1 protein-coding gene is annotated in these 1,010 nt (G+C 67.7%); it reads right to left on the bottom strand.

Annotated features, from left to right (window positions below; translation table 11 throughout):
* Positions 1 to 41 precede the first annotated feature (41 nt).
* Positions 42 to 869, bottom strand: a complete 828-nt coding sequence (locus tag I8N67_RS41645) for an HARBI1 family protein (RefSeq protein WP_372443926.1) — start codon at positions 867 to 869, stop codon at positions 42 to 44.
* Between the last annotated feature and the right edge of the window lie 141 nt (positions 870 to 1,010).

Below are 1,010 nucleotides of genomic sequence, written 5' to 3'. Positions count from 1 at the left end.
TGAGCCTTTCCCAGTAATGGATCACGACGGTGTGTGATCGTTCAGATGGTGCGGTCGTACTCGAGTTGGAGCAGGACGAGGGCTGCGGCGGCGATCTTGGTGATGCGGCTGGGGTCAAGGCTGACTCGGCGCAGGGCCTTGAAGGTCGTCTTGAGCAGGGAGTTGGCGCGCTCACAGACGCCGTGGATGCCGCGGATGACCTTGTTGTAGGTCTGCTGGGCCTCGGTCAGCTCGCCTCCGGCGGGCTTCTTGACGGGGTGGCGGAAGCCGTCGCCGGCGTTCTCGTAACCGAGGTCGACGAGGGTTGGCGTGCCCAGCTCGGCGGCGATCCGGTTGAGGGCGTCGATCAGACCGTGGTGGCGGGCGCAGGTGGTGTCGTGCTCGCGGCCCGGGCGGACCGGTGAGACCCAGATCGGCCAGCCGTCCGGGGTGGAGATGACCTGCACGTTCCCGCCATGGTGCTTGTGTTTTCCGGACCACCAGAGGTCTGCGCCGTTGGGGCCCGGGGCGGCGACGCGGTCGGTGCGGATGACCGTACCGTCGAGGTTCAGATGCGTCAGCCCGGCTGCCTTCGCACGCTCTAGCGCGGTGGACAGGTCCGGTGCGCCGGCGGCCAGGACGGCCAGTCCTTCGTGGAGGTAGCGGTAGGAGGTGGAGGCCGACAGGCCGTTGTCACAAGCGAGTTGGGCCAGCCGGGTGCCGTCGAGGAACCAGCGCAGCACGAACACCGCCTGCTTGAAACAGCCCAGCGCACGTCGCCCCTTGCGGGTCCCGGCCGCGATCCGGTGGTCGCGCAGGAGGCCGGCCAGGTACTCGGCGGTGGACCGCTTGACATCGAGCACGGCGGTGTATGTGACACTGGTCGGCACGTGAGGCCCCTCGGTCAGAACAATCTGTCGCAAGATCGTTCCTACCAGGGGCCTCACGCCTGCCCGGACTTGGGGATACCGCACACCGCGCGACGCGCCTCGCACTCACGGACAGTGGCTGACGGTTACTGGGAAAGGCTC

This window comes from Streptomyces adelaidensis (genome assembly GCF_016598475.1).
GTDB classification, from domain to species: Bacteria; Actinomycetota; Actinomycetes; order Streptomycetales; family Streptomycetaceae; genus Streptomyces; species Streptomyces adelaidensis.
Note: the sequence above shows the minus strand (reverse complement) of the source record. Positions and strands in the feature narration are given on the sequence as shown.